This is a genomic window from Actinoplanes sp. TFC3, assembly GCF_001553785.1.
In the GTDB taxonomy this organism is placed as follows: Bacteria; Actinomycetota; Actinomycetes; order Mycobacteriales; family Micromonosporaceae; genus Actinoplanes.
Genome location: NZ_LOJP01000001.1, coordinates 2,601,990 through 2,624,342, shown reverse-complemented (window position 1 = coordinate 2,624,342; position 22,353 = coordinate 2,601,990). Strand labels below are relative to the sequence as shown.

Sequence of the window (22,353 nt, the reverse complement as noted above, 5' to 3'; positions counted from 1 at the left end):
GTCGTCGCGGGCGGGGGGCTGTGGACGTACCGGGGCGGGCTGAGGTGCGGTAACCACGGGTGCGGCGGGCTGGGCGGGACCGAGCAGCGCGGCAAGTTCGGTGGCCTTGGTGGCGCGCAGGTGCTCGGCCAGCGCCGCGACCGTGCGGTATTCGAAGAACAGGGTGCTGGCGAACTCGCCGAGATCCTTGCGCAGCGCGTTGGTGAGCTGCATGACCAGGATCGAGTCCAGTCCGTAGGTGGCCAGCGGCTCACGGGCCACGATGGATGCGGCCGGGATCATCAGGGTGCGGGCGATGATGGTTCTCAGGTACGCCTCGACGTCGGCCTCGCTGCTGACCGGTGCGACCGTTTCCGTCGTCGCCGCCGGAGTCTCGCCGGATTGCCGGCCGACCACGACGAGCTGGCCGAGGTCGTGGGCGCCGGCGGCGGGAAATTCGACGCCGCTGTAGCCCTCCCATTCCAGCACCGACTGCCACATGCCGGCGCTGAGCCCGGGACCGCCGGGTTCGCGGATCTCGGCGTCGTCGTAGAGCCACCAGCCGTCCAGCAGCCCGAAGGTGAGCAGGCCGAAGACGGTGTGCCCGGCGATCTCGTTGATCAGCACGGCGCCGCCGGGGCGCAGCAGGCTGCGGGCGTTGCGCAGCGCCTCGCGGACGTCGCGGGTGGCGTGCAGCACGTTGGTGGCGATGACCAGGTCGTAGCCGCCCTCGTCGAAGCCCTGCGCGGCGACCGGCCGGGTGGCGTCCAGCAGTTCGCAGCGCAGGTACGGGTGGTCGGCGCCGAACTGCTGGCGGCCGTGCACGAGGAACGCCCGGGACAGGTCGGTGTAGCAGTATTCGCTGATGTGTCCGGCGCGCGGGCGCAGGGCGGGCAGCACCGTGGCGGTGGTGCCCCCGGTCCCTGCCCCGATCTCCAGGATGCGTACGCGGGCGCCCGGGTCGGTGGTGAGCCGGCGGCGGATCAGTTCGGTGGCGCTGTCGGCGGTCACCTGGTTGAAGTGGTCGACGATCGGGTTGCCCTGGTACACGTTCTCGACGTACTGCAGTGAGGAGCCGGGGAAGATGACGTCCACGGCGGACACCCGGCCGGTGAGGATGCCGGTGAGCACCGGCACGGTCCGGGTGACCAGCTCGACCGACGATTGCAGGGCGGGGTCGCTGGCCCATCCGCGCAGCTGCTCCCGCCATTGCCGCTGCACCTCGTCCGGGGCCGGGGCTGCGGGTGCGACGGCGTAGCCGCCGGTGTGCTGCTGGATCAGCCCGGCGGCGGTCAGCACTCGCAGGGCTTCGTCGAGCCAGCGGGTGTAGGTGCCGGTGATGCCATGGCGCTGGCGCAAGGTGTCGGCGCTGACCGGGTCGGTGCCGAGCCAGCCGAGGGTGCGCAGCTCGGCGTAGAGCAGCCGGGCGAGGGCGGTGTCGAGGGCGTCGCGCTGGGTTTTGAGGCCGGTGCGGGCGCGAGCCACGTCCTCGGTGCGTGCGGGCAACGCGGTGGCGAGGGGTTCGCTTGGCACGGCGGGTGGTGCGGTGACGCCGGCGGTCAGGGCTTCGAAGCCGCGCGGGTCCCGCACGTTGAGGTACGCGATCTGGTCCCCCGGCGCGCCCAGCAACCCGGTCACGGCATCCAGCCCCCGCGCGGGGGTGATGTCGCCGAACCCCTGCTGGTAGAAGCGTTCCCGAACGTGCGCCGGGACGTCGAGGCCGCTGCCGACGGCACCCCAGTAACCCCAGTTGATCACCTTCACCGGGTAGCTGCGGGTGGCGGCGAGCCGGCGGGCGAAGGCGTCCTCGAAGGCGTTGCTGGTGACGTAGCTGCAGTAGCCCATGGTGGTGCTGAACGCCGCGATCGAGGAAAAGAACAGCAGGAAGTCCAGCGGTTCGGCGCCGAACACCTCGGCCAGGTGCACGGTGGCGTCGATTTTGGCGGTCAGCCCGTGCCGGAACTGCTCGGTGGTGGTGTTGCTCAGGCTCTGGTCGACCACCCCGAACGCGGAGTGCACGACGCCGTCGATGCGCCCGAAGCGTTGCTTGATGGTGGTGTACGCGGCGTGCAGGGCATTGCGGTCGGCGGCGTCGGCGCGCAGGTACACCGGGGCCGGGCCGAGCGCAGCGAGCTGCTCGATCGCGGCGTGCACCGGGTCGCCGGCTTCCCGGCGCCCGATCCACACGAGCTGCGCGCGGTGCCGGCGGATGACATTCTCGCTCCATAGCCGGCCGAGGCCCCCGGCCCCGCCGAGCACCACGTACACCCCGCCGTCGCGGTACGGCGAGGACGCGGCGGCGGTCAGCTCGGTGCGGGCCAGGCGCCGCTGGAACCAGTGGCCGTCGCGCACCGCCACCAGCTCCGGTCCGCTCGTACGCCACAGCATCGCGGCCGTCACCGTGTCCCCGGATCCGGCGTCGAGCAGGCGCACCTGCCAGTCAGGGAACTCCTTGCCCAGCACCCCGGCCAGGCCCAGCACCGCAGCGCCGGCCGGGTCGATCGCCTCACCCGGGTGCACCGGATGCGCCTGACGGGTCACCACGCTCCAGCGCAGCGCCCGGTCGCCGTAGCCGAGGTCCAGCAGCGCCCGGATCAGCCGGAACAACGCCATCGGGGCGTCCTCGACGCGGTGCAGCACTGGCTCCCCGGCGTCGCCGGTTGCGGCCCATACGATGTGCTCGATGTCCCCGACGCGCCGCACCTCGTCGAGGTCGGTGAGAACAACCGCGGCGGGGCAGGATGCCCGCAGGCTCTCATCGCCGCCGACCAGCACAACAGGCCCCGTGGGGGCGCTGTCCTCGGCGGTGGTGGGCAGCCGGGTCCAGACCGGGGTCAGCGTGACATGGTCGTCGTCTGCCGGCGGTTCGGTGACCGCGTCGACGGCCGGCTCGACGGCCGGTGCGGGGGTGGTGGTGTGCCAGTAGCGCTGCCGGGCGAACGGGTAGGTGGGCAACGGGGTCCGCCGGTGCGTGCCGTCGAACAGCCGCGCCCAGTCGAGGTCGCCGCCTGCCCGGAAGTGGTCGGCGAGCACGCCCAGGTGCCGCAGGTATGCGGTGTCGTCGCCGGCGCCGTGGGCGCAGTGGTCCAGGCTTTGCTGCGCGTCGGTGCTGTTCACCGCGGCCGGGTCGGCGGTTTGGTCGCCGGTCAGCCACCGCTGCAACCGGTCGGTGATGGCGGTCAGGTCGGCGGCCACGAACGCGAGGCGGTGCTCGCAGGGCCGGCGGCCCAGCAGCAGGGTCAGGCTGACATCGCCGGGGTCGGTGCCGGGGTGCTCGCGCAGGTGGATGAGCAGCCGGTCAGCGCAGGTGCGCAGTTGCTCCGCCGACAGCGCGGACAACGCGATCAGGTAGCCGGGGCGGTGGGTGCGGGCCGGGGTGGTGGCGGGGGCGTCCTCGATGACCAGGTGCGCGTTGGTGCCGCTGAAACCGAAGGAGCTGAGCGCGGCCCGGCGGCGTCCGTCCGGTCCGGCGGGCCACGGCTGGTGCTCGGTGGCGATGCGGAACGGGCTGTTGTCCCCGGCGATGTGCTCGTTGAGCCGGTCGAAGTGCAGCGTGCGCGGGATCTCCCGGTGCCGCATCCCGAGCAAGATCTTGAACAGCCCGGCGACGCCCGCGGCCGGGGCGGCGTGCCCGATGTTGGTCTTGATCGAGCCGAGCGCGCAGAACGCGGTGCGTTCCGTGTAGTGGCGGAACGCGCGGGTGAGCGCCTGGAACTCGATCGGGTCACCGAGCTTGGTGCCGGTGCCGTGGGCCTCGACGAGCTGGATCTGCTCCGGGTTCACCCCGGCGGTGTCGTACACGTCGCGGATCAGCCGTTCCTGCGATCTGGCGCTGGGGGCGGTGATGCCGTTGGAGGTGCCGTCCTGGTTGAGCCCGGAGGCGCGGATGACGCCGTGCACGTGGTCGCCGTCGGCGATCGCGTCGCGCAGCAGCTTGAGCACGACGACGCCGACGCCCTCGCCGGGCACGAAGCCGTCGGCGCGGTTGTCGAAGGTGTGGCAGTGCCCGGTCGGCGAGAGCATGCCCGCCTTCTCGGCGGCCAGGTAGTAGTCGGGGGCGCACTGCACGGACACGCCGCCGGCCAGCGCCATGGTGATCTCGCCGGAGCGCAACGCCTGGGCGGCGAGGTGGATGGCGACCAGCGAGCCCGAGCAGGCGGTGTCAACGGCGACGGCCGGGCCGCGCAGGTTGAGGTAGTAGGAGACCCGGGCCGGGATCACCGCTTCGGCGTTGCCCCACATGGCCTGGGCGGGCAGGTCGGGGTGCGAGGCGGTGAGGTAGTCACTGACCTGCGTACCGATGTAGATGCCCACGGCTTGGTCCCGGATGCCGGCGCCCGCACGCCCGGCGTCCTCCAGGGCTTTCCAGGATTCTTCCAGCACCAGGCGCTGCTGGGGGTCCATGAAGGTGGCCTCGACGCCGGAGATGGCGAAGAACAGGGGGTCGAACAGGTCGACGTCGTCGAGCATGGCGGCAGCGTTGCAGAACGGCTCGCCGGCCGCGTGGTGCCGGGACAGATCCCAGCGGGTGATCGGGCCGACGATCTCCTCACCGGCGGCGAGGTGCTGCCACAGCTGCGCGGTGTCCTGGGCGCGCCCGTAGCGCCCGCTCATGCCGATGATGGCGATGGGTTCGTGCCCAGACACCGGCTCGGGTTCGGGTGTTGCCTCGATGGCGGCCGGCGCGGTGGTGGCGGTGGTGACGGCGGGGTAGGTGGCGGCCACGTAGTCGGCGAGCGCGTCAACCGAGGTGTGGTCGAACAGGTCGGTGGTGGCCAGGTCGATGCCCAGTTCCCGGTTGAGGTCCTGCACCAGCTCCACCGCCAGGATGGAGTCTACGCCGTAGTCGCGGAACGAGTCCCCGGCGGCGAACTCGGAGCGGTCGAGTCCCAGTGCCTGCCGGATCCGCCCGATGATCAGCTCAGCGATGTCATTACTGGACCCGGCAGCGAGAGCCGGAGCGAGGGCCGGAGCGGGGGCAGGAGCAGGAGCTGAGGCCGGCGCGGGCCAGGTCGCGGAAACGTACGCAGCCAGCTGCCGGATGGACCCGTGGTCGAACAGATCCGTGGTGCTCAGCGGCACTCCGAGCGCCGCCCCGATCGACTGCACGAGGTCCACCGCGGTGATCGAATCAACGCCGTAGTCGGCGAACGAGTCGTCGACGTGCAACTCCTCGGCCGCCACGCCCAGCGCCTCCTGCAACCGAGCGATGATGAGGTCCTCGACGTTGCGCCCCGCGGCCGGTGGCTGAGCGGACGCGGCCCGCGCGACGACGATCTGGTGGCCGTGGCGGTGCACCGCCTCGGCCGGGAAGCTCACCGCGTCGAAGCCGGCCCCGGTGAGCACGCTGCGCCACGTTTCGGGGGCCAGGCCGGGGCAGCCGTCGAGGCGCAGGTCGCTGTCCTGCCCGGCCCACCAGCCGTCGAGCAGCCCGAACGTGAGGTGCAGGAACAGCGAGCCGGCGGCGAGTTCGTTGAGCACCAGCACGCCGCCGTCGGCGAGCAGGGAGCGGGTGTGGCGCACGGCTGCGCGGGTGTCGCGGGTGGCGTGCAGGACGTTGGTGGCCAGCACGATGTCGTACGGGCCGGTGAGGCCTTGAGCGGCCGGGTCACGTTCCACATCGAACAGCGAGGTCCGCAGGTACGGATGGGCGTCGCTGAATTCCTCGCGGGCCCGGCGCAGGAACAGCTGCGACACGTCGGTGAAGCGGTATTCCGCGACCGCTGCGGAGCGCCCGTTCAGCCGGGAGAGCACCGTGGCGGTGGTGCCGCCCGTACCGGCGCCGATTTCCAGGATGCGCACCCCGTCGCGGCGCCCGATCACGGCTTCGACTTCGGCGGCCACGATCTCGTTGAGCGCGCTGGCGCTGGCGCAGCGGCGGTAGATGCCTTCCACGAGGTCGAAGGAGGAACCCGGGAACAGCACGTCGGTGGCGGGGATCCGGCCGGTGAGCAGATCGGGCAGCGCCCGCAGGGTCCGGTCCAGCAGGGCCACGTACGGGCTGTCCGAGCGTTCCCGGCTGATCGCCTCCCAGCGCCGCCATGCCTCGGCCTCCCCGGCCGTCTCCGCGTTGTACGCGTTCAGGTAGCGCATGCTCTGCTCCAGCCAGCGGCGCCCGGGTCCCGCCACCGGCCGGTCCGAGGTCATCAGCCCGGCGGCGCGTAGCTGGGCGGCCAGCAGCTCGCACAGCAGCTCATCGGTGTAGCCTCGAGCCTCGCCGGAGTCATCCGCGACCCGCTGCAGTTGCTGCTCGCGGGGATCGGGGGGCTGCCCGGTGGTGCTGTCCTTGGTGAGGGCGAGCTGGTGGTGTGAGCTGCGCAGCAGCACGTCGAGGGCGGCCATGCCCTCGGCCGGGGTGATCGAGCCGAACCCGTTGAGGGCCAGCCGCCGCTGATAGCTCGCGTCGGCGACCACGCCCACGCTGCCCCAGTAGCCCCAGTTCATGGTCCTGACCGGGTAGGCCAGCCGCTGCGTGAGCTGGTGGGCGACGGCGTCCTCGATCATGCTGCCGGCGACGTAGTTGCTCTGCCCGGCCGAACGCAGGAACGAGTTGAGCGAGGAGAAGAACAGCAGGAAGTCCAGCGGTTCGCCGGCGAACGCGTCGGCCAGGTGCACGCTGACGTCGGCCTTGGCGCGCACGGCGGCCCGGAATCGCTCTTCGCTCATCCGCGCGATGCTCTGGTCGTCGAGTGTGATCGCGGAGTGCACGACCCCGTTGATGCGCGGGAAGCGGGCCTTGATGGCGGTCACCGCGCTCTGCAGCTCACTGGGGTCCGCGGCGTCGGCCTGCACGTACCAGGGTGCCGGGCCGAGGGCGGCGAGCTCGCGGATGTGCCCGCGGATGGTGTCGTCCTCCGCACGGCGGCCGATCCAGATGACCTGGGCGCGGTGATGGCGCAGCAGGTGCTCGGTCCAGGCGCTGCCCAGCCCACCGGCGCCGCCGACGATCACATAGACACCGCCGTCGCGGTAGGGCAAGTCGGCGTAGGTCGCGCCGGAGGGCACGGGCGCCAGCGTCTGCCGCCACCAACTACCCTTCCGGTACGCCCACAGCCCCCCACCCGGCTGAGCGTCCACGGTGAACGCCTGTCGCAGCTCGGCATCGGAAACCTCGCTGAGGTCGGCCAGCCGCACTGACCAGCCGGGGATCTCCTTGGCCGCCGAGGCCATCATCCCGAGCACACCGGCCGGGGCGGGATCCACCGCCTCGGAGTCGCCGACCGCCTGGCTGCCGACGGCGATCACGGTCCAGTGCAGCGTCCGCTTGTGCGCACCGAGTTCGAGGAGTGCTTTGAGCATGCGGAAGCCCGGGTAGAGCCCGTTCTCCTGTCGGGTGAGCAGCGGTGCGGTGCCGGTGCCCCCGGCGATCCACACGATGTGCTCAACGGTGGCGGCGTCGCGGGTCAGCCGGGCGCGCAGGGTGTCGATGGTGTCCTCGGCGCGCAGCAGCAGTGTTCGTACCTTCGGGTCGCCGGTCAGCGCGCCGCCCAGCACCGCCGGATCGTCGCCCACCAGCAGGATGGGCCCGGCCGGGGCGCTTCCTTGCGGGGTGGCCGGCACCCACCGCGGGTGCATCAGCACCGCGGCGCCGGCAGGCTCAGACTCAGACTCAGCAGGTTCGGCGGGTTCGGCAAGCGGCATCGGGCGCACGCTGAACCCGCGGATCCGGACGCTTACCCGGCCCTCGGCGTCGCACACGTCGATGTCGAGCTTGCCGGTCATGGCCGCCGGGTTGCTGGCGGCGCTGGGCCGCACCCACGCCCACGCGGTCGCGGTGAGCGGGCGCAGCAGGTCGAGGCGTTCCACCGCGAACGGTAGCGCGGTGGCGTCGGTGCCCCCGGGCAGGCCGGTGGAGGCTTGCAGCGCGGCGTCGAGCAGGCTGGGGTGCAGGCCGTAGCTGTCCAGCGTGCCGGCCAGCTCGGCGGGCAGCCGGAGTTCGGCGAGCACCTGGGCGTCACCGACGAGGATCTGCGCCACCCCGCGGTAGGCCGGTCCGTAGTCGATGCCGCGGCGGCGGTAGATGGCGTAGCACTCGTCAGCGGTGATGCGGTAGGCGCCGCACGCCTCGTGCAGGGCGGGCAGGTCCAGGCTTGCCTCTTCGGTGGTGCCGACGGGTACGACCCGGCCCTGGCTGCTTACCACGGGGGTGCCGCCGGTGGTGGTCAGCACCCGGTAGCGGGTGCCGTCTGCGCCGGCCGGGTCCAGCTCTACGCGGGCGTCGAGCGGTTCGGTGCCGGTGATCGGGCGCAGCCACACGACGTCGCGCAGGCTGGCCTGGGTGGCCTGTCCGGCGGCGGCGGCACGGGCCAGTTCGAGGTGCGCGACACCGGGCAGCACCGGGGTGCCCGCAACGACATGGTCGGTGACGAAGAACCCGGCCGGGCGGGTGCGGGTCCACAACTGCTTGCGAGCGAACGGGTAGCCAGGCAGCGACACCGGCGGGACGCGGGTGCCGCCCAGCAGGCGCCGGGCGTCGATGGTGTGACCCTGGCAATAGAGGTGGGCCAGCTCGTGCAGGGCCTCGATGCGGCCGACGGGGTCACCGGTTGCGGCCCGCTCGGCCAGGTGGGCGCAGCGCTGGGCGGCTTCGGGGTCCGGGGTGCAGCCCTTGGGCACGACGCCGCCGGGGGCGCCGGTTGCCGAGCGCAGCAGCCGGGTCGCTTCGTCGAGGGTGGCGGCGACCAGGGCGTACCGGTGGGTGAGGTGGTGCCGGCCCTCCAGCAAGGTGGCGCTGACCCGGGCGAGGTCCGGGACGGTCGGGCCGGTGAGGTGGGTGAGCAGGTCGCTGATCCGCTGCCGCAGGGCCTGCTCGGTGCGCGCCGAGAGCACCAGCAGGTACGCGGGTGCGTTCACCGGGGCCGGGGCGGGCTGGGGGTGGTCCTCGATAACGAGGTGGGCGTTGGTGCCGCTCATGCCGAACGAGCTGAGCGCGGCGCGCCGGGGCCGCTCGGGATTTTGTGGCCAGCTGCGGTTGGCCTGGTTGACGAAGAACGGGCTGGCCGCCCAGTCGACGTAGTCGCTCTGCTGCTCGCAGTGCAGGCTGGCCGGGATGGTGTCGTGGTGCAGGGCTTGGATCGCGGCGATCAGGTTGACGATGCCGGAGGCGGCCAGGGTGTGCCCGAGGCTGGATTTGACGGCGGTCAGCGCGCAGAACTGGCGGCGGTCGGTGTGCCGGCGGAACGCCTCGGTGAGCGCGGCGATCTCGATGGGGTCTCCCAGCCGGGTGCCGGTGCCGTGGGCCAGCACCAGGTCGATGCCGGCGGGGTTGATGCCGTAGCGCTGGTAGGTGCCGGTGAGCAGGTCCGTCTGGGCGGGGGCGTCGGGGGCGGTGATGCCGTTGGAGCGGCCGTCGTAGTTGACGCCGCTGCCGCGGATGACGGCGTGGATGCGGTCGCCGTCGGCCACGGCGGCGGACAGGCGCTTGAGCACGACCACGGCTACGGCTTCGCTGAGCACCATGCCGTTGGCACGCTTGTCGAAGGCGTAGCAGGTGCCATCGGGTGACAGCATGCCCGCCTGCTGGGTGCGGTGGAACACGCCGGGGGCGGCGATCAGGCTGACGCCGGCGGCCAGCGCGGTGTCGCACTCGCCCTGCCGGATGCTCTGGCAGGCCTGGTGCACGGCGACCAGCCCCGACGAGCAGGCGGTGTTGAGGGCCATGACCGGGCCCTTGAAGTCCAGGAAGTACGCCAGCCGGGCGGCCAGAATGCCATCGTGGTTGGCCGTCAGCACGCCGTCGCCGCCGGACAGGTCGGCGTAGTCGCCTTGTTCGGCGCCGACGAACATGCCGGTGCGCTGGGAGCCGCGCGCCATCCCGGCGTCCTCCAGGGCGCGCCAGGATTCCTGCAGCAGCAGCCGCTGCCGCGGGTCCATGGTGACGGCTTCCTTGGGCGAGATCTCGAAGAACAGCGGGTCGAACTCGGCGGGTCCGGGGATCTGACCGAAGCGGTACGTCCGCAGCGCGCTATCGGCCGGCTCCCCCCATAAGGCAAGTCGCTCGGCGTCCACGGATCGCACCTGGTCGCGGCCTTCGGCCAGGGCGGCCCACAGCTCGGTGACGTCGCGGGCACCCGGGAACCGCCCGCTCATCCCGATAACGGCGACAGCCTCGTCGTCCCCGGCGCTTTCCGGGCGCTCCTCGGCGTGCTCGTGGTGCTCGTGGTGGGGGGCGGCGTTCCGGTACAGCGCCTCGAGCTGGGCGGGGTGCTCGCGGGCCAGGTAGTCGCGCAGTTTGCCCAGGGTGGACTGGCCGTAGAACACCACGGCGGTGAGTTGCAGGCCGAAGTGCTCGCTGAGCCGGGCGGCCAGGGTGGCCAGGCTGACTGAGTCGAAGCCGTAGTCGGCGAGGTTGTCGTCCTCGTAGATGCGCTCGGGTGCCACCGCAAGGACGTCGCTGATGATGCGCCGGAGGTCCGCGGTGAGATCGTCGTGCCTCCCCTCGGAGGAAACGGCGGTGTCGCTGATCCCGAGAACCTGGTGCAGGCGCTCGGGTTCACCGGCGAACACGAGGTGCTGGCCGGTCGGCTGGGCCAGCAGCGTGGTGAACAGGCCCAGCCCGGCGTCGGTGTCGAGCAGCCGCTGCCCGGTCGAGCGCAGCATCATCGTGGTGGCACCGTCGTCGAAGCCCATGCCGCCCTCGCGCCACAGCGGCCAGTTGATGACCACCGTGCGTCCGGTCAGCGTCCCGGCGTCGACCTGCTCGTCGCGGTGCGCGGCGTAGGCCATCTGGAAGCGGTTGCCGATCGCGTAGTCACACGAGCCGAAGTCGCCGAGCACGGCGGCGGTGGAGGAGAAGTAGCAGACGAAGTCGAGCTGCTCACCGCTCAGAACCTGGTCGAGCACCTGCGTACCGTCAATTTTTGGGGCGAGGATCTCACGGGCGGCCGGATCCTTGTCCAGGATGCTCTGCTGGCCCTGCACCCCGGCGGCGTGCACCACCCCGTGCAACGCGCCGAAGCGGCGCCGGGCCTGGGCGACAACCCCGGCCATGGCCTGCGGGTCGGCCACATCGGCGGGCAGATACTCGACCCGGCCGCCCAGGGAGCGCAGGGCATCGAGTTTGCGCTGGCGGTCCGCGTCCAGCGCCGACCGGCCGGTGAGCACAATGGAGGCTTGATAGTGGGTCACGAGGTGGGTGGCGACGAGCATGCCGAGGCCGCCGCAGCCGCCGGTGATCAGGTAGGTGCCGCCGCGCTTGAGGCCGTCCCCGGCTTGCAGCGGCGCGGCAGGGCGGACCCGCTTGACGAAGCGTTGCCCGGCGCGGAACAGCACGCTGACGGGTTTCGCGGTGCGGGCCTCGGCGAGCGGGCGCCGGATCCAGCCGCCGTACCCCGCGGGGCGGGCCGGATCGGTGTGCTCGCCGATCACCACGGCGGTGCTCAGCTGCGGCAGCACGAGGCCGAGTGAGCGTTCGAAGCCGATGCGCGCTTCCAGGTGGGCGCGGTCGAGGCCGTCGCGGTATTCCCCCGCGATCAGCAGCCGGCGCACCGGGGTCGTGGCCCGGGCGATGGCCTGGACGGTGTGCACCAGCGGGCCGAGGTCGCTGAGGGTGGCGCCGGGTTGCAGGGCGGACAGGTCGAACACCGTGTCCGCGGCTGGGGCGGCGGTGAGGTCGAAGCTGACGGTCGCGGCGGGGTGCTGCGCTCGTACGGCGTCAAGGATTTCCGTCTGATGTTCGCCCGCAACGCCGAGGCACACGATGCTCACGATCCGGTCGGCGCCGGCCGTATCGGCGGTTTGCGGCTGCCAGTCCTCAACAAAGGTGAGCAGCGGCACCTCAACGGGCGCAGGTGTGGGCGCAGGTGTTTCCAAGTGCTGCGGCTCGGGTGCGGTCAGCCAATGCCGTTCACGGGCGAACGGGTAGGTGGGCAACGAGACGCGCCGCGGGCGGGCGGTGCGCGGCAGCGCGGTCCAGTCGACCGGGACGCCCTGGGTCCACACCTCCGCCAGCCGGTCGAGCTGGCCGGTTTCCATCCACGTGTGCAGCGCCGCGCGCTGGTCCTGCTCGTCGCGGAATGCCGCCACGGTGTCCTTGTGATCGCGGATGCTGGCCGCCGTCAGCGTGTCGTCACCGGCGAGGTAGCCGGCGAGCCGGTCGCTCAGCTCCCCGGCGGTGGCAACCACGAGCGCCAGGCGTTCCTCCATCGCCTCGCGGCCGGCCTGCAACGTCCAGGCGATGTCGGCAAGCCCGGTATCGCGCGGCTGCTGGGCGAGCACGCGGTGCAGGTCGCGGACCTTCTCGGCGAGCCGGTCGCGGTCCTTGGCAGACAGCACGATCAGCTCGGGTTCGCCGGTGCCCACCGCCGGCCGGGGCTCAGGCACGTACTCCTCGATGATCAGGTGCGCGATGGCGCCGTGCGCGCCGAAGGAGGAAACCCCGGCGATGCGCGGCGAAGTCCAGGGGGCGAGGTCCTGCTGCACGCGAAACGGCGTGGTGGAGAAGTCGATGTACGGGTTCAGCTTGCCGGAATGCAACGACGGCGCGATCATGCCGTGCTTCATCTGCAGCAGCACCTTGGTGAGCGCAACGATTCCCGCCGCGCCTTCCAGGTGACCCACGTTGGATTTGACCGACCCGATGGCGCAGTACTGGCGCCGGTCGGTGTGCGGGCGGAACGCCCGGGTGAGCCCGTTGATCTCGATGGGGTCGCCGAGCGGGGTTCCGGTGCCGTGGCCCTCGATGTAGCTGACGTCCTCAGCGGAGATCCCGGCGTCGGCGAGCGCTGCCGCGACCATCTCGCCCTGCGCCAGCGGGTTGGGCACGGTCATGCCGTTGGTCTTGCCGCCGTGGTCGGTGGCCACGCCGCGGATCACGCCGTAGATGTGGTCCCCGTCGGCGACCGCGGCGTCCATCGGTTTGAGCAACACGCAGCCGACACCCTCGCCGGGCACGTAGCCGCTGCCACCCGCGCCGAACGAGCGGCACCGCCCATCGGTGGAGAAGAAGTTCATCTGGCTCAGCGACACATACTTGTTCGGGTGCAGCGACAGGTTCGCGCCGCCCGCGAAGGCCATGGTGGCGCTGCCGCTGCGGATCGCCTCGACGGCCATCGCGATGGCGTACAGCGATGAGGAGCAGGCGGTGTCAACGGTCAGGCTGGGGCCGTGCAGGTTGAGGAAGTACGACACGGCGTTGGAGGCCGCGGCCCGGTCGGAGAGCACCACGTCCTGCGTGCTGTGCAGCTGGTACTCGTTCCACATCATGCCGAGGTAGACGCCGACCTTGCGGGCCTTGTCACCGGTCAGCGAGTCCCGGGTGTAGCCGGCGTCCTCCATGGCCTCCCAAGCCGACTGCAGGAACAGCCGGCCCTGCGGATCGGTGAGGGCTGCCTGCTTGGGCGACATGGCGAAGAACAGGGCGTCGAACTCGTCGGCACCGTCGATGAAGCCGCCCCATTTGCTGTACGTCTTGCCGGGCTTCTTCTCCGGGTCATAATGCTTGTCCTTGTCCCAGCGGTGCGCCGGGATCTCCTCGATGCAGTCGGCGCCGCTGGCGAGCACGTCCCAGAACTCGTCGAGATCACGAGCCCCGGGGTAGCGCCCGCTGATGCCGATGATCGCAATGTCGCGGCTGCGCCCGCCCGCCCGCTGCTGCTGGGCCGCGGGCTCCGGGGCACTGACCCGCGTTACCGCCCGCGGCGCCGGGGTTGCCGCCGCCGGGACCGCTGCCGGGGCCGGGGTCTGTGTGGTGCCCAGCAACGACCGCAGCCGCTCGGCTTGCTCGGCGACGAAGTACCCGGCCAGCTCCTGAATTGTGCGGTACTCGAAGAACAGCGTGCCGGGAATGGCGTCGAAGTCCTTACCCAGCCGCCGCATCAGCTCCATGATCTGGATTGACTCGATGCCGTATTCGCCCAGTTCGGCGACCGGGTCGATGCGGTTCTGCGGGATCTTGAAGACCTCGGACAACTTGGCCTTGAGGTAGCCGGCCGCCTGCGCGTGCAGGTCCTCGCCCCCGCCCTCCGCCACTACCTCCATGACCGTCGCCTTCACGGCCACCACCGGGGCCGCAGGCGAGGTCGCGGCGGACTGGCCCACGCGCAGCACCTTTTCGATCTTGCTGCGGTCGCCCTTGGCCAGTACCACCTGGGTCTGCTCGCCGGCCAGGATCGCCGCGAACGCGTCCAGCCCCTCCGGCGTCGACAGGGCGCGCAGCCCGGAGACGTCGTGGTACAGGGTGCGTGCTTCGCCGTCCTGCTCCAGGTCGCCGAGCATGCCACCGTCGGCCCAGTACGGCCATCCAATCGCGATGCTGCGACCGTGGCGGAGTCCGGCCTGGCGTTGCTGGTCGCGGTATTCGGCGTACGCGTCGAGGTAGCGGTTCGCCGCCGCGTAGCTGCCCTGCCCGAAGTCGCCGACCTGGGCGGCGATGGAGGAGAACATGATGAAGAAGTCCAGCGGTACGTCCGCAGTCAGCTCGTCGAGGTGGCGCACCCCGTGGACCTTCGGGGCGAGCACAGCGCTGACCTGCTGCGGGCTGCTCGCCAACGCGGGGGTGTCCCCGGCCACGCCGGCGCCGTGCAGGATCCCGTCGATGGTGCCGAAACGGGCGCGGATGGCGTTCAGCGCGCGACGCACATCGTCGCGCTCGGCCACGTCGCACACCTGGTAGAACACCTCGGCGCCGGCGGCTTCCAGCTCGGCGAGCCGGGCGCGGCGGCTGTCGTCGAGCGGGGAGCGTCCGAGCAGGGCGAGCCGGGCGCGGCAGTGTTCGGCGAGGTAACGGCCGAAGTGGGTGCCGAGTGCGCCGGTGCCGCCGGTGATCAGGTAGACGCCGTTTTCCTTCAGCGGCGCGGTGTCCGGGACGGTGAGGCCGGTGCCGCGGTAGTGCAGGCCGCGTTCCCAGCGCATGCCGTCGGTGTAGCGGGCCTCGTACCCGCCGCGGGCGGTGGGTCCCTGGGTGGCTCGCACCTCGGTGAGGATGTCCGCGGCGATCGCCGCCGGGTCTCCGGCGGTGTTGACCTGCACGGTATTCAGCCGAATGGTGGGGTTGACAGTGGTCATGGCCCTGCCGAAGCCGTTGAGGGCCTCACCGGCCAGCCGGGCGGGGCCGGGCTCGACCGGCAGGCCCGACAGCAGGTGCACGGGGTCGTCGCCGTCGAGCCGGTGCACCGCCTTGAACAGCGGCAGCAGGGTGAGCAGTTGAGCGCCGGGATCCTCGCCGTCACCGGTCAGCGACCACAGGTTGACCAGCACCGGCGGCAGGCCGTCGCGCTGGTGCAGCGTCCGGATCAGCCGGTCGAGGTCGGCGGCGCTGTGCCGGTCGACGCGGTAGGTGTCCGCGGCCGGTTCGGCGTATCCGGGGCCATGCTGCACGTGCACGAGGCGGCCCCGGTGCGCCGATCGCAGCGCCGCGGCGGCGGTTTCGTCGCCGCCGAGCACCACCAGCGCCGAGGTCGGAGGCTGCGGTGACGATCCGGCGAGCGGCTGCTCGTGCCAGCGCGGCACATAGTGCAGGACCTTGCCGTCCTTGGCCGCGCTGAACTCCTTGAACACCAACCCGATCGCGCGCACGCACTCCACCCCGTCCTCGCCGGTGATGGACAGGTCGACGCTGATCGCGCCGTCGCGGGCGACGCGGTTGATGGTGGCGTGACAGTAGGCGACGGCCGGCATGGGCGCGAAGACCACGAGGGTTTGCAGGCTGAACGGGATACGCAGCACATCGTCCTGGGTACCGATGCCGCGCAACGTGTTGAGGGCGGCGTCGAAGACCGACGGGTGCATGGTGAACCGGGGCGCGCCGGCCACCAGCCCGGCGGTCAGCACGATCTTCGCCAGGGCCTCGGTGTCGCCTTGGTGCAGCGTTTCGATGGCCTGGAACGTGGGCCCGTAGCCGAAGCCGAGGTCGCGGAGGTACGGGTAGATGCCGGCGTTGGGCATCTGCGAGACGCAGCGGGCCTGGATGGCGGGGAGGTCGAGGGTGGCCGGGGCGAACCCGTCGTGCTGCTCGGCGTACTCGGCGCGGCCCTGCGAGAAGGTGGTGCGGGTGTCGCCGGTGCCGCGGTGGATCTGGTAGTCCACGGCGGCGCCGCGGCCGGGGGTCAGGCTGATCTGCACCGTCGTGGACGCCTCGTCCAGCACGATCGGGTGGCCCCAGATGATGTCGCGCAGCACGATGGCCGGGGCGCCGGTGGCCAGCCGGGTGGCCGCGTACGCCATCTCCAGGTGCGCGACGCCGGGCAGCAGGATCTTGCCGTCGACGACGTGGTCGCGCAGATAGAACGCTTCACGGCTCAGCGTCTTGCTGAACTCCACAGTGGTCACCGTGGAGGTGTTGCGGTCCAGGAGCGGGTGCAGCGCCTCGGTCACGTCCTGCGGCTCGGGTGTTGTCCGGGAGGCCCAGTAGGTCTCTCTGGCGAACGGGTAGCCGGGCAGCCGGATTGCGGGCCCGGTCCCCCCGGTCAGGTCGGTCCACTGCAGTTCGTAGCCCTGGCAGTACAGGTCGGCCAGCGCCCGCAGGATCTCGCGCTGCTCACCGGCAGCGCGGGCCGGGTCACCGGCGCGGGTGAGCAGTTCGTTGCCGTAGCCGGCCAGCAGCGGCTGGGCGCGGAAGTCGCGGGTCACCGTGCCGCGGATGATCGCCGGGTCGCGCTCGTCGCGCAGCACCCGCTCCAGCAGCCGTTCGGCCTGCTCGATGCCGGTGACGACCAGGGCGCAGCGGTGCGCGAAGTGGTGGCGGCCGGTGAGCAGCGTCGTACTGATTCCCGCGAGGTCGTCGTCTGCCCTGCCGTGCAGAGCGGCGAGCAGATCCGCGGCCTGAGCGCTCAACGCTTCGGCCGTTTTGCCCGACAGAACCAGAAGACACCCCGCCGCCGGTACGTCCACAGCGCGCCGATCATCGGCCGGTGCGCTGTCCACGACGATGTGGGCGTTGGTCCCGCTGATCCCGAAGGCGCTCACCGCACCGCGGCGGCGCCGGCTGGGGCTGTGCGGCCACGGCCGGGGCTGCTTGTTGACGACGAACGGGCTGCGCGACCAGTCGATGTACTCGCTGTTCTCGGCGCAGTGCAGGCTCGCCGGGATGGTTTCGTGGCGCAGCGCCTGCACCAGGGCGATCAGGCTGAGCACGCCGGAGGCGGCCAGGGTGTGCCCGAAGGCCGGCTTGGTGGAGATCAGCGCGCACTGCCCGGCGCGGTCGGTGGAGCGACCGTAGATTTCGCCGAGCGCGTTGAGCTCGATGGGATCGCCCAGCGGGGTGCCGGTGCCATGCGCGATGACCAGGTCGATCTGCGCGGGGTCGACCTCGAACTGCTGGTACACCGTGTCGAGCAGCCGGGTCTGGGCCTGCTGGCTGGGCGCGGTGATGCCGTTGGTGCGCCCGTCGTAGTTGAGGCCGCTGGCGCTGATGACCGCGTCGATGCGATCGCCGTCGGCCCGCGCCTTCGCCAGCGGTTTGAGGACCACCACGGCGACCGCCTCGGCCATCACCATGCCGTTGGCGTTGCGCCCGAACGCCGAGCAGGTTGCGTCCGGCGACAGCATGCCCGAGGCGGTGGCGTGCCGGTAGAACTGCGGGGTGGTCAGTATGTTGACCCCGGCGGCGAGGGCGGTGTCGCATTCCCCGGCGCGCAGGCTCAGGCAGGCCTGGTGCACGGCGGCGAGCCCGGCAGAGCAGGCGGTGTTGAGGCTGAGCACCGGCCCGGAGAAGTTCAGGAAGTAGGCCAGCCGGGCGGCCAGGATGCCGTCGTGGCCAGAGATCAGGGTTTCCTCGTCGCCGGTCAGGTGCTGGTAGTCGCCCTGTTCGGCACCGACGAACATGCCCATGCGCTGAGTGCTCAGCCGGTGCGGGCCGTACCCGGCGTCCTCCAGGGCGCGCCAGGATTCCTGCAGCAGCAGCCGCTGGCGCGGATCCATGCGCTGGGCGTCCGCCGGGGAGATTTCGAAGAACATCGGGTCGAACTCGGCGGCACCGGGCAGCCAGCCGCCGCGGATGTCCTCGGTGTCCACGCCGGGAAATTGCCGCCAGGTGGCCAGCCGGTCGGCGGGCAGGGGGCCGACGGCGGTGCGCCCTTCGGCGAGCAACTCCCACATCTCGTCGACCGTGCGCGCACCCGGGAACCGGCCACTCATGCCGATCACCGCGATCTTGCCCGCGTCCACGTCCTTCTCGTCGGCGGGGGCGCCGCGACCAACCGGCGGCGCTTCCTTCGACGGCGGGTCTACCGGCCCCGCGGCCGACGCTGCGGGCGCTGCCGCCGACGCTGCGGGCGCTGCCGCCGGTGCTGCGGGCGCTGCCGCCGGTGCTGCGGGCGCTGCCGCCGGGGGTTGCTCGTCATACGCGCGGGCCAGGGCATCGCCGTGCTCGCGGAGCAGGAATTGCGTGAGCTGACCGAGGGTGAAATGGCTGTAGAACACATCCGGGGTGATCTTCACGCCGTAGCGCTCGGCGATCTCCACGGCCAGCCGGGTATTGGCGATGGAATCGAATCCGTGGTCGGCCATTTTGTCACTGGAATGGATGCGCCCGTTGTTGAGCTGCAGAACGCTCATGGCGATCTGTTCGAGATCGCACTCGAGCAGTTCCTCGATCTGCGGCATTCCGGTATTCCTTTCCGGCTCCGATGCGGCGCCGGGGGCCGGCGGTTGCGATGATGGGTCCGGGGTGATCCAGAAACGGTGGCGCTGGAATGGATAGGCCGGCAGCCGCAACGGTCGCCCGGACGCGGCGATACCGTCGGCTATGGCCGCCGGATCCACCCCGGCGCAATAGTCACGCGCCTTATCCCGCAGAGGAGCAGGGGCCTGGTCGCCGCCATTGTTTCCGGCAAGCACCGCCCGCAGTTCCGCAAGGTCGCGTACCACATGGGCGGCCCGGACGGGGAAATGGTCGCGACCGGTGAGCAGGGTGGCGCTCAGGGCGCCCAGGTCGACCTCGCCCGCCTCGTCCAGCCAGGCGTTCAGGTCCCGCCCGCGCTGCTCCAGGGCCTCCGGCGTGCGGGCGGACAGGCAGACCAGGTGGGCCGGCGCCGGGTCGCTTGGCGCGGGCGCGGACGGCGGCGCCTCCTCCAGCACCACGTGCACGTTGGTGCCGCCGAAGCCGAAGGAGCTGACCCCGGCGCGGCGCGGTCCACCGTCGGCGGGCCACTCGCGGGTCGCGTCGACCACGAAGAACGGGGTTCCGGCGAACGAGATCCGGGGGTTGAGGTGCTGGTGGTTCAGCGTGGCGGGCAGGGTGTGGTGGCGCATCGCGAGCAGGACTTTGATCAGCCCGGCGATCCCGGCGGCCGCCTCGAGGTGCCCGATGTTGGTCTTGACCGAGCCCAGCCCGCAGGGTTGCCCGGTGCCAGCCCCGGCGCGGCGGAAGCCTTCGATCAGCCCTTCGACCTCCACCGGGTCGCCGACCGGGGTGCCGGTGCCGTGGGCTTCGACGTAGCTCACCGAGCCCGGCGGCACCTCGGCGCGGCGCAGGGCCTCGGCGATCACCGCGGCCTGGGCGTCGGCGCTGGGATAGGTGAGCGTGCGGGTGCGACCGGCGTGGTTGGCGGCACTGCCCTTGATGACGCCGAGGATGTCGTCGCCGTCGCGGACCGCGTCCGGCAACGCCTTGAGCAGCACAATCCCGGCGCCCTCGCCGCGCACATAGCCGTCGGCGGTGGCGTCGAAGGCCTTGCAGGTGCCGGTGGGTGAGAGCATGCCGGCCTTGGCGAACGACAGGTGCCGCGCCGGGGTGAGCATGAGGTTGACGCCGCCGGCGAGCGCGGCCCGGCACTCGCCGCGCTGCACGGATTGCACGGCTAGGTGCACGGCATGCAGGGAGGCCGAGGAGGCGGAGTCGACGGCCACGCTGGGTCCGCGCAGGTCGAGCACGTGGGAGATGCGGTTGGCTACGACTGCGGTGGCGGTGCCGGTGGAGTGGTGCGCGGGCAGGTCGCCGACCTGGCGTTCGTACAGGTCCTTGTAGTCCAGGTTGAAGGTGCCCAGGAAGACGCCAACGCCGGTGCCGGCCAGCGAGCTGGGGGCGATGGCGGCGTCCTCGATGCAGGACCAGGCGAGTTCGAGCATGATGCGCTGTTGCGGGTCCATGCTTTGCGCCTCGAGAGGGGACAGCCGGAAGAAGGCGGCGTCGAAGGCGTCGACGCCGGTGAGGAATCCGCCCCACCGGCTGATGAGCGAGCCGTCACCGCGGTCGGCCGTGTTCCACCGATCGGCCGGGACGGCGCCGATGGCGCTGCGGGCGTGGCTCAGGTTGTCCCAGAACTGCCGATAGTTGTCCGCACCGGGAAAGCGACATGCCATGCCAATGACAGCGACATCGTTCTCGCGCATAAAAGGCAACCATCCGGGTATATCTCAATCGGCGTAGTACGCGCACAGCGCACCACCGATAAGCGGCACCATTATCGCTCAGGGCATGATGTATTCAACCGTGCACTGCGCGGGCCGCATCGCCCGGACCGCAGCCGGTGGACGTACCAGTTCTGTCGTTTCCGTTCGAAAAGGATCCTGCTTGGGTTGAAACAACGGGTCACAGCGACGTCACAACGCGCCGGATTCGCAAGCATGATCGATAACGTGCACAACCATCGGTCATGGGTCCCCCTCCCAAGGCCATTCTCCGCACCATTGCCGGAACGCGCCAGGGATCAGCGACGCCCGACCGGCTTCGACAGCATGCATCGGTGCGAGCGGAGGCGTCAAGGCATCCCCGGGCCTGACCGAATTCGACGGCAGTCGTTCTGCCACCCTTGATCGACAACGGCGGCCCCGCCGTTGTCACGCCCATTACTATTGAGCTGCACAAATGTCAGATGATGATCATTAGTTCACGGCGATGACGATGATGACAAAGAAGACGATCATGACCCTCGATATGACCTTAGTCACCACCGGTGACGTGACCCTGACTGACCGTCGCACCCAGGCGAGCTGGTCGGTAAACGTCGGTTCATTCATGCTGGGGACCACCACTGTCACCCGAAAGGAGTACAAGGCGGTGACCGGCGGGCCACCACCCGTACCGGACGAAGAGGCTTTGCCCGCGAGCAACCTCTCGTGGTGGCAGGCCGCGGAATTCTGCAATGCCCTGTCGCGGCTGGAGCAGCTGAGCCCGGCCTACCGTCTCGACGCCGCCGCGGAGACCGCCGAATGGGACCGCGACGCCGACGGCTACCGGCTGCCCACCGAGGCGGAATGGGAATACGCCTGCCGTGCCGGCACCGACGGCCCGCGCTACGGCCCGCTCGAGGCGATCGCCTGGTATCGCGACAACTCCGGTGAGCAGCCGCATCCGGTCGCCGGCAAGGATCCCAACGCCTGGGGCCTCTACGACACGCTGGGCAACGTGTGGGAATGGTGCTGGGATTTCTACGATCCGGCGGTCTACGGCACCTACCGGGTCCTGCGCGGCGGCGGCTGGTTCGACGAGCACTGGAGCTGCCGGGCCTCGGTGCGCCGGCGCAGCCACCCCACCTTGCAGATCGATGACGTGGGCTTCCGCGTCGCCCGCGCCGCGCCCCGCGCCGGATGAAGAAGCACCGGGTGGAGAAGCGCCGGGCAAGGCAGCGCCGATGAGGGAGAGCCGGGTGAGGCAGACTGGTCGGTGATGCGCCACTATTCCGTACCCCTGCACGCGCCGAATGGTGCCACTGGAACGGTCGCCGTCTATGGGCACTGGGGCCGGCCGGTGCTGGTCTTTCCCACCGAGAAGGGCAACGCCTGGGAGTGGCCGGACAACGGCATGATCGCCGCGGCGCAACCGCTGATCGACGCCGGCCGGGTCAAGCTGTACTGCGTCGACTCCTTCGACGCCGGCACCTGGTCGGCGCACCACCTGCCGCTGGAGGAACGCGCCCGCCAGCACGGCGCCTACGAGCACTGGATCCTCGACGCCGTGGTGCCGCACATCCGCGCGGATACCGGCGACAACGTCGACATCGTGACGGCCGGTTGCTCGCTCGGCGCCTTCCACGCCCTGAACTTCGCGTTCCGGCGCGCCGACCTGTTCCCGCTGGCGCTGTGCTTCTCCGGCAACTATGACCCCGGCACCTGGAACGCGTGGGGTGAGCACGGCGACGCGGTCTACTACAACAGCCCGGTCACCTATGTGGCCAACCTGCAGGGTGATCACCTGGCGTGGCTGCGCTCGCGGCTGTCGGTCCTGCTGGTCTGCGGGCAGGGCCAGTGGGAGGACACCACCGGCGCACTGAGTTCCACCCCGCGGATGGCCGCCCTGCTAGCCGGTAAGGGCATCGCGCACGAGCTGGACATGTGGGGCCCGGACGTGCCGCACGACTGGCCGTCCTGGCGTGCCCAGCTCGCCCACCACCTCCCCCGTTTCTGCGGGGACTGAGCCTGCGCCTCGGCGGGGTGTTCCTGCAGTCGCTGGCGGCGACCGCGCAGGACGCCACGGCCGCCGGGCTGCTGCACCCGCCG

At 71.1% G+C, this 22,353-nt stretch carries 3 protein-coding genes; 2 read left to right on the top strand and 1 reads right to left on the bottom strand.

From position 1 onward, the window contains the following. On the bottom strand, positions 1–20,247 hold a 20,247-nt coding region (locus TFC3_RS36950; protein WP_067499144.1), incomplete at its 3' end, for an SDR family NAD(P)-dependent oxidoreductase. A gap of 532 nt (positions 20,248–20,779) precedes the next feature. Here TFC3_RS36950 and TFC3_RS11780 point away from each other — a divergent pair. Next, entirely contained in the window at positions 20,780–21,448 is a 669-nt protein-coding gene (locus TFC3_RS11780; RefSeq protein ID WP_201787144.1) for a formylglycine-generating enzyme family protein, read from the top strand. 75 nt (positions 21,449–21,523) lie between these two features. Then, the gene (locus tag TFC3_RS11775) at positions 21,524–22,270 is read left to right on the top strand and encodes an esterase family protein (protein WP_067499143.1); all 747 of its coding nucleotides are present in this window, start codon (positions 21,524–21,526) and stop codon (positions 22,268–22,270) included. Positions 22,271–22,353: the final 83 nt, after the last annotated feature.

Bases quoted from the DNA above. Each gene is read 5' to 3' on its own strand.
- TFC3_RS11780 (WP_201787144.1), top strand. From the start codon at position 20,780: ATGACCCTCGATATGACCTTAGTCACCACCGGTGACGTGACCCTGACT.
- TFC3_RS11775 (WP_067499143.1), top strand. From the start codon at position 21,524: ATGCGCCACTATTCCGTACCCCTGCACGCGCCGAATGGTGCCACTGGA.